At 62.0% G+C, this 6,985-nt stretch carries 6 protein-coding genes and 1 pseudogene; 4 read left to right on the top strand and 3 right to left on the bottom strand.

Annotated elements, in window-relative coordinates; all coding sequences use genetic code 11:
- Positions 1 to 68: 68 nt before the first annotated feature.
- Positions 69 to 356, top strand: a pseudogene (locus V2I08_RS13940) (aminotransferase); the annotation flags it as partial.
- Here V2I08_RS13940 and V2I08_RS13945 read toward each other — a convergent pair.
- A complete protein-coding gene (locus V2I08_RS13945; protein ID WP_349635664.1) occupies positions 353 to 649 on the bottom strand; it encodes a chorismate mutase in 297 nt (98 codons plus the stop codon). The pseudogene V2I08_RS13940 and the gene V2I08_RS13945 sit on opposite strands and share 4 nt — an antisense overlap.
- A 189-nt stretch (positions 650 to 838) precedes the next feature.
- On the opposite strand from V2I08_RS13945, the gene rpsD reads away from it, so the two are divergent.
- Positions 839 to 1,453, top strand: coding sequence for a 30S ribosomal protein S4 (gene rpsD / locus V2I08_RS13950; protein WP_037476595.1), 615 nt, complete (start codon positions 839 to 841; stop codon positions 1,451 to 1,453).
- Between the two features lie 64 nt (positions 1,454 to 1,517).
- On the opposite strand, the gene V2I08_RS13955 is transcribed toward rpsD, so the two are convergent.
- On the bottom strand, positions 1,518 to 3,476 hold the full coding sequence (locus V2I08_RS13955; RefSeq protein ID WP_349635668.1) for an alpha/beta fold hydrolase: 1,959 nt from the start codon (positions 3,474 to 3,476) through the stop codon (positions 1,518 to 1,520).
- A gap of 151 nt (positions 3,477 to 3,627) precedes the next feature.
- On the opposite strand from V2I08_RS13955, the gene V2I08_RS13960 reads away from it, so the two are divergent.
- A complete protein-coding gene (locus tag V2I08_RS13960) occupies positions 3,628 to 5,307 on the top strand; it encodes a M28 family peptidase (RefSeq protein ID WP_349635665.1) in 1,680 nt (559 codons plus the stop codon).
- A gap of 100 nt (positions 5,308 to 5,407) precedes the next feature.
- Here V2I08_RS13960 and V2I08_RS13965 read toward each other — a convergent pair whose 3' ends face one another.
- Positions 5,408 to 5,860, bottom strand: a complete 453-nt coding sequence (locus V2I08_RS13965) for a DUF6265 family protein (RefSeq protein WP_349635666.1) — start codon at positions 5,858 to 5,860, stop codon at positions 5,408 to 5,410.
- 100 nt (positions 5,861 to 5,960) lie between these two features.
- On the opposite strand from V2I08_RS13965, the gene V2I08_RS13970 reads away from it, so the two are divergent.
- Positions 5,961 to 6,944, top strand: a complete 984-nt coding sequence (locus V2I08_RS13970; protein ID WP_349635667.1) for an agmatine deiminase family protein — start codon at positions 5,961 to 5,963, stop codon at positions 6,942 to 6,944.
- Positions 6,945 to 6,985 lie beyond the last annotated feature (41 nt).

Consider the following 6,985-nt stretch of genomic DNA (forward strand, 5'->3'; position numbering starts at 1 on the left):
GCGGCTCCTTCATGTGAGTGTTTCAACGACCTCATCCTGGCACATCACGATGCCGTTGGGAGCCGTCCAACCCAACATTGCTGCTCGACGCGCTGCCCGCGCTGGGGCTGGCCCGGATCGCGCCGCCCGATGGCGCTTTCTATATCTACGCCGATGTCGGGCATCTGACGCAGGACAGCCTCAGCTTTTGTCAGCGGCTGTTGCGCGAGACGGGGGTGGCGACCGCACCGGGGATCGACTTCGATCCGGTCGACGGGCATCGCTTCATCCGCTTCAGCTTTGCGGTGTCGACCGACCGGGTCGAGGATGCGATCGCGCGGATGATCCCCTGGTTCGCGGCGCAGGGCGGGGCTTAGCCGCGCGTCCGGTCGAACTCTGCCATTTCGTAGGCGATAGAGGCTTCGACGAGCTGTTCCCACAATTCAGCGACGATGTCGGCGGGGGCACCCAGCCTTTCCGCTGTCGCGCGCGCTTGGGCGATGACCTGCGCCTTGCGAGCCTCGTCGCGCACGGCGCTGCGATCGGGCTTGATGCGGGCGGCGGCGCGCATATGGGCAAAACGCTCGCCAAGCAGCGCGACGAGCTGGCGGTCCAGCGCATCGACGCTCGCGCGCACCTGCGCCATGCTGCTATAGTCGTCAGTGTTCATGAGCGTCGGACTAAGCTGCGCGTCCAGCCCTGTCGAGGGTTGACATGCCCGGCCCTTCTCTCCATAGGCGCGCCTTCGCGATTGGTCCCGCATCCCGGTGAAGCGGTGGCCCTGCCCCTGAGCGTTTCGACGCAATACGGACGTAGGCGATACCGGGGTCACGTTGTTAGCAGTTGTTAGGAAATATCTATGACGAAGCGCACAAGCGCCAAGTATAAACTCGACCGTCGCATGGGCGAGAACATCTGGGGCCGTCCCAAGTCGCCTGTCAACAAGCGTGAATATGGTCCGGGACAGCACGGCCAGCGCCGCAAGGGCAAGGTGTCCGACTACGGCATCCAGTTGCGCGCCAAGCAGAAGCTCAAGGGCTATTATGGCGACATCACCGAGAAGCAGTTCAAGAAGAACTATTTCGAAGCGAGCCGCATGAAGGGCGACACCGGCCAGAACCTCATCGGTCTGCTGGAGCGCCGCCTGGACGCCGTCGTCTATCGCGCCAAGTTCGCGCCGACCATCTTTTCGGCCCGCCAGATCGTTTCGCACGGCCACATCTATGTGAACGGCGTGAAGTGCAACATCGCGTCGCGTCTGGTGAAGCCGGGCGACGAGATCACGCTGGGCAAGAAGGCGCAGGAAATGGCGCTTGTGATGGAAGCACAGGCCCTGGCCGAGCGCGACATCCCCGACTATGTCGCCCCCGACGGTGCCGCCAAGGTCAGCTATGTCCGCGTGCCGACGCTGGACGAAGTGCCTTATCCGGTGAAGATGGAACCGAACCTGGTCGTCGAATTCTATTCGCGCTAATCGGTTTTCCGACAGGCTTACAAAAGGGCGGTTCCGCAAGGAGCCGCCCTTTTTCCATGTGGTGCTATTTCCCCGCCGCGAGCAGGAAGTCGGCGCTTTGCTGCAGCATGTCGGCACGCGCGTCGCTGTCGTTCAGGCTGTGCGCCAGCCCGTCATAGACCACCAGGCGGCTGCGCTTGCCTGCGCCCGTTAGCTTGCCCTGCATGATCTTGGCCTGACTGATATCGACATTGCCGTCATCGGTGCCATGAAACATCAGTACGGGTGCCCGAAACTGAGCAACGTGGCTGGAGGGCGAGGCATCTTCGGCCTCCGGCCCGGTGCCCATGCGCTGCTGCTGGACAAGATAATTGCTGTCATATTGCGCGCGGCGCAGTCGATCGCCAAAATCCGTGACGGGCGCGATGGCAACGACTGCCTTGAACAGGTCGGGATCGATCACCTGCGCCTGAAGCGCGGCATAGCCGCCATAGGACCAGCCTGCGATGGTCAGCTTGTTGGGGTCTGCAATACCCTGTGCCACAAGCCAGCGTCCGGCATCTACGACGTCGCCGATTGCCTTGCGCCAAGAGCGATAGCCATTTTGCATCAGCCATTGCTCGCCAAAACCCGTCGATCCGCGAAATTGCGGCTGGATGACGGCGAAGCCTCGCGCCGCATAATATTGCACCAGCCAGTCGAAACCCCATTCGTCCCGCGACTCCGGCCCGCCATGGGGCAGGACGATAGCGGGCAGGCCCTTGGCGCTCTCCTTGCCGGGTGGCAAAGTCAAATAGGCAGGAATCGCAACGCCATCATTTGCCTTGAAACTGACAGATTGCATGGCAGCCAATTGGCGCCCGGCCAATTCAGGACGATCTGGCATAATGGGTGACAATTTACGGGCGGCGCGGTCGAACAGATAATATTGACCCGGATCGATGTCGCTGCCGGCCCAGACCAGTACGCGCTGCCCATCGCTGCTCATGTCGCCGATATGCACGGCCTTGTTACCCAATGCCTTGCTCAGCGATGTGACAAGAGCGTCAGCCGTCTTGTCGAAATAAACCGCTTCGCGATGCTCCACGACATAGCTGGCTCCCACGACCCGCCTATCGCGTCCCACCCGAATCAGTCCGGTGACATCGACTTGGGGATGGGCAAAGACCACTTTCTTTTCTTGGCTAGGATCAAGCGCGATCGAGACCAGCGCATCGCGCCCGTTTGTCTTTTCAAAGCCATAGGCGATATTCTGCTGCGGATCGACGGCGAGGGGATAGAAGCCGCTATTGTCGCGCACGTCATAGGTGGAAAGGTCGTCCCAGCCCGACTTGCCTTGCGGACGATAGAGGAATTTATAGGTTCCCTTGGAATAGCCGGTTCCCTTGATCTCCTGCAGTCCCATGATCCGAACTGTGCCGATGCCGTCCGATATATAGTCGACTGCCAATTTCGTCGGTGTTTCAACGCGCTTGCCGTTACCAGTGCGTGTATCAATGCGGTCCACGCCCAGTCCCTCCAGCCGCTTCTCCACAAGGCTGCCGATCTTGGCTTCGGGGACATAGGAACGGCTCATCAATATCGCGCCGTCTTCGCCGGGCAGCAGGTCGACAATGTCACCGCCCCGAAAGTCGAATGAGAGCGCATTGCTGCCGCGACGCTGACTAAGCAACTTGGCGTTGCCGCCGGCCGCATCGACCGCGACGATGTTGCTGAATCCATAAACTTCGTCGCCGTAGCGGCTTTCGCCGTAAATTTTACAAGCCAGCCGATCGCTCGCGACCCAGTTACACCGGGACAGATATTCCGGCTTGCCGGTTGCTGTGGCCGCCACGGTCAGGTCAGCGCCCTCCCTTGCTTCCAGCACATAGGCTCGTGTCGACCGCCCCGGTCCTGCCGAAATCAGTGCGATCTTTTGGCCATCCGGCGAAATGCTGGCGGAAATCACGGTTTCGCGGGCTCCAAAAGCTTTAGCGAGGGCGTCAGGTTGGTTTTGCGCCAGCGCAACCGGCGCTGTTCCGGTGGCCAGCGCCGCCATGATCATTGCCCTGCGATATCCGATCATGCCCATTCACTCCCCATTGTCCCAGTAACAAATGGCTAGGCGAGCGCTGCAGACTTGGCAACGGCCTTGCTTGCCCTGTGTCCCGCACAGTGGCATCACCCTGCTATCACAAGAATAAAGGGTGCCTTTCATGCGTAGTTCCATTGCGGCGATTGCCGCCGTTCTCGCCCTTTCCGCCTGCGCCACCGATGGCATGGATGCGCCGCCCGCGTCGGTCGCTGCAGCGCCCAATGGTGCCGAGCCATCAATCGATACGATGAAGCGGCTGGTGCAGGAAATGTCGTCCGACGCTTATGAGGGCCGGGCACCCGGCTCTGCGGGTGAGGAAAAGACGCTGGCGCTGCTGGTGGCGGAGTTCAGCAAGCTGGGCCTCCAACCGGGCAATAAGGGTAGCTGGTTTCAGGACGTGCCCTTGGTCGAGATCAATGCCAAGAATGTGTCGCCGCTGACCTTCACCGGCGGCAAAAGTGCCGTCAGCGCGACCTATGGCCCCGAAATGGTGGTCGGCACCTATCGCACGACCCAGCCCAGCATCGCGGTCAAGGATAGCCCGGTGGTCTTCGTCGGCTATGGCATCAACGCGCCCGAAAAGGGGTGGAACGACTATGCTGGCGTCGATGTGAAGGGCAAGACCGTCATCATCCTGGTCAATGATCCCGACTATGAAGCGACGGGCCTGACCGGGCCGTTCAATGGCCGGGCGATGACCTATTATGGCCGCTGGACCTATAAATATGAGGAAGCGGCGCGGCAGGGCGCGGCCGCCGCGATCATCGTACATGACACGGTGCCCGCCGCCTATGGCTGGAACGTCGTGCAATCGAGCTGGACCGGCGCGCAGCATGTCGCTGACAGTGCGGATGGTAATGCCAAGCAATCTTCGGCGATCGGCTGGATTCAGAAGGACAAGGCGGCGGCCTTGTTCGCCAGTGCCGGGCTGGACCTGACCGCGCAGATGGCGGCCGCCAAGCAGGCCGGGTTCAAGGCGGTGCCGCTGGGCACGGTCAAGGCGTCGGTGTCGTTCGACAATGATCTGCGCAAACATAGCTCCAAAAATGTCGTCGCGCTGCTGCCCGGCAAGACACGGCCGGGCGACTATGTCCTCTACAGCGCGCATTGGGACCATCTGGGTCGATGCCAGGCCGCGCCCGATGGCGACGACATCTGCAACGGCGCGGTCGACAATGCGACCGGCACGGCGGCGCTGGTGGCGCTGGCGGAGGCCAATGTGAAGGCAGGGCCGACCGATCGCAGCCAATTGTTCCTGGCCGTGACAGCCGAGGAATCGGGGCTGTTGGGGTCGGCCTATTATGGCAGCAATCCGGTGGTGCCGTTCAACCAGACCGTTGGCGGCGTCAATATGGATGCGCTGTCGGTCGCGGGCCTTGCCAAGAATGTGGTGGTGATCGGCAAGGGCAAGTCACAGCTCGACGCCTATCTCGACCGCGCCTTGGCAGCGCAGGATCGGGTCGCGTCGGTGGAGCCGACGCCGGAGAAGGGCTATTATTATCGCTCCGACCATTTCAGCTTCGCCAAGCACGGCCTGCCGATGCTCTATTTCGAAGGTGGCGAGGATCTGGTCAATGGCGGCACGGCGGCGGGCATGGCCGCGGCGGAGGATTATACCAAGAACCGCTATCATGGGCCAAAGGACGAATATGATCCCAATTGGGACTGGACCGGGGTGCTGGCCGACCTGAAACTCTATTATACGGTCGGCCGCGATCTGGCGAATACGACCGACTGGCCCAATTGGGTGGAGGGCGACGAATTTCGCGCCATCCGCGACAAGGATCGGGCGGGGAAATAGTCAGTCAACAAAGCTACGTTCTTTTCGAGCGAAGTTGAGAAACGCTGGCACCGCGCTTCCATTTCTCGACTTCGCTCGAAACGAACGGCGATTTTGGGCGTCACTCACCTGCCGGGGCATAGGTCCAGTTCTGCGCCCGGCTGCCATCCATGTTTGCCGTTTCGGCCATGAGCAGGCGACCCTCCCGCCAGTAGCGGATACGTTGCGGATAATCATGGGTAGGATTGGCAAAGCTGATGTCTCGCACCCCTTCGGCTATCGCAGGAAAAATGGTCGCCGGACCGCCTTCGGGTGCGCCATGAAAGGCGAGCGATCCGTCGGCCGCGCGGACGATGCGCATCACTTCCCAGGATTGCAGCTTTTCCCCGCGCCCGGTGCGCCCCACGCCGATCATTACGCCCCCGCGTGGCAGCGTCCATACCTCTTCTGTCCAGCGATCGTCGCGCTTTTGCACCCATTCGCCCGTCAGCCAGCCCGGCAATTCGCCTGCGCCGCCGTGGACAGGTAGCGCCAGCAATAGCGCCGCTATGATCGTCGAAACTCTTCTCTTCATGGCTCCCGCCCTCTGTCCAGACCCGATCCGGCGCGCTATGGAGCGCGCCTAACGCCCGCTATCACGGATCGGCCTTTACGCCGAGTAAGGACGACATTGCATGACTTTCCGTATGCCTGCCGAATGGGCACCGCACGACTGGACCTGGATCGGCTTTCCGACCAACCCGCAGGAATGGCCCGGCGCATTTGACGCCGCGCGCGCGCAGATCGCCGCCTTTGCCAGCGCGCTCCACGCTGAAGGGCGCGGCGAAGAGGTGCGACTGGTCGTCGCGAACGAGGGTGATGCCGACGCCGCGCGCGCCTTGGTCGCGCCCGGCGTGTCGATCGTCGCGCAACACTTGGGCGACGTTTGGCTACGCGACACGGCGCCGATCGCGGTGCTGGACGGCCATGCGCGGGCGCTGGTCGATTTCGGCTTCAATGGCTGGGGCGGCAAATATCAGATGGCGGGCGACGAGGATATTGGCGCACGGCTGGCGGCGACCACCGGCTTGCCGACATCGACGCAGCAGTGGGTGTTCGAAGGCGGGGCGGTCGATACCGATGGCACGGGCCTGTTCGTGACGACTGAACAATGTCTGCTCCACCCCAATCGCAACCCGGACCTCGACCGGGGCAAGATCGAAACGCTGCTGGCTGGGAGCCTCGGCCTCTCCGACATGCTCTGGCTGGGCAATGGATTGCTGAACGATCATACGGACGGGCATGTCGATAATCTGGCGCGCTTCGTGGGCGAAGGGCTGCTGGCGCTGCCGATCGCGACGACCGAGGATGATCCCAATGCGGCGATCTATGCCGATGCGCGCGCGCGGGCGAGCGCCCATGGCGTTACCGTGGTGGACATGCCTTCGCCGGGGCGGGTGATCGTCGATGGCGAGGCGATTCCGGCAAGCTATATGAATTTCTATGTCGGCAATGCGGCTGTCATCGTGCCCATCTATGGTCAGCCCAATGATCAGGCGGCGCTCGATACGCTGGCCCCCTTCTTTCCGGGGCGGGATATTGTCGGGCTGCGCAGCGATGCCATATTGTCGGGTGGCGGAAGTTTTCATTGCTGCAGCCAGCAAATGCCAAGTGTTTAACATCAACCGTTCGGGCTGAGCGAAGTCGAAGCCCGCGCCTG

Source organism: Sphingobium sp. MK2 (assembly GCF_040170545.1).
Taxonomy (GTDB): domain Bacteria; phylum Pseudomonadota; class Alphaproteobacteria; order Sphingomonadales; family Sphingomonadaceae; genus Sphingobium.

Coding starts and splice junctions, on each gene's coding strand:
- V2I08_RS13960 (WP_349635665.1), top strand. CDS start 3,628: ATGCGTAGTTCCATTGCGGCGATTGCCGCCGTTCTCGCCCTTTCCGCC.
- rpsD (WP_037476595.1), top strand. CDS start 839: ATGACGAAGCGCACAAGCGCCAAGTATAAACTCGACCGTCGCATGGGC.
- V2I08_RS13945 (WP_349635664.1), bottom strand. CDS start 649: ATGAACACTGACGACTATAGCAGCATGGCGCAGGTGCGCGCGAGCGTC.
- V2I08_RS13955 (WP_349635668.1), bottom strand. CDS start 3,476: ATGATCATGGCGGCGCTGGCCACCGGAACAGCGCCGGTTGCGCTGGCG.
- V2I08_RS13970 (WP_349635667.1), top strand. CDS start 5,961: ATGACTTTCCGTATGCCTGCCGAATGGGCACCGCACGACTGGACCTGG.
- V2I08_RS13965 (WP_349635666.1), bottom strand. CDS start 5,860: ATGAAGAGAAGAGTTTCGACGATCATAGCGGCGCTATTGCTGGCGCTA.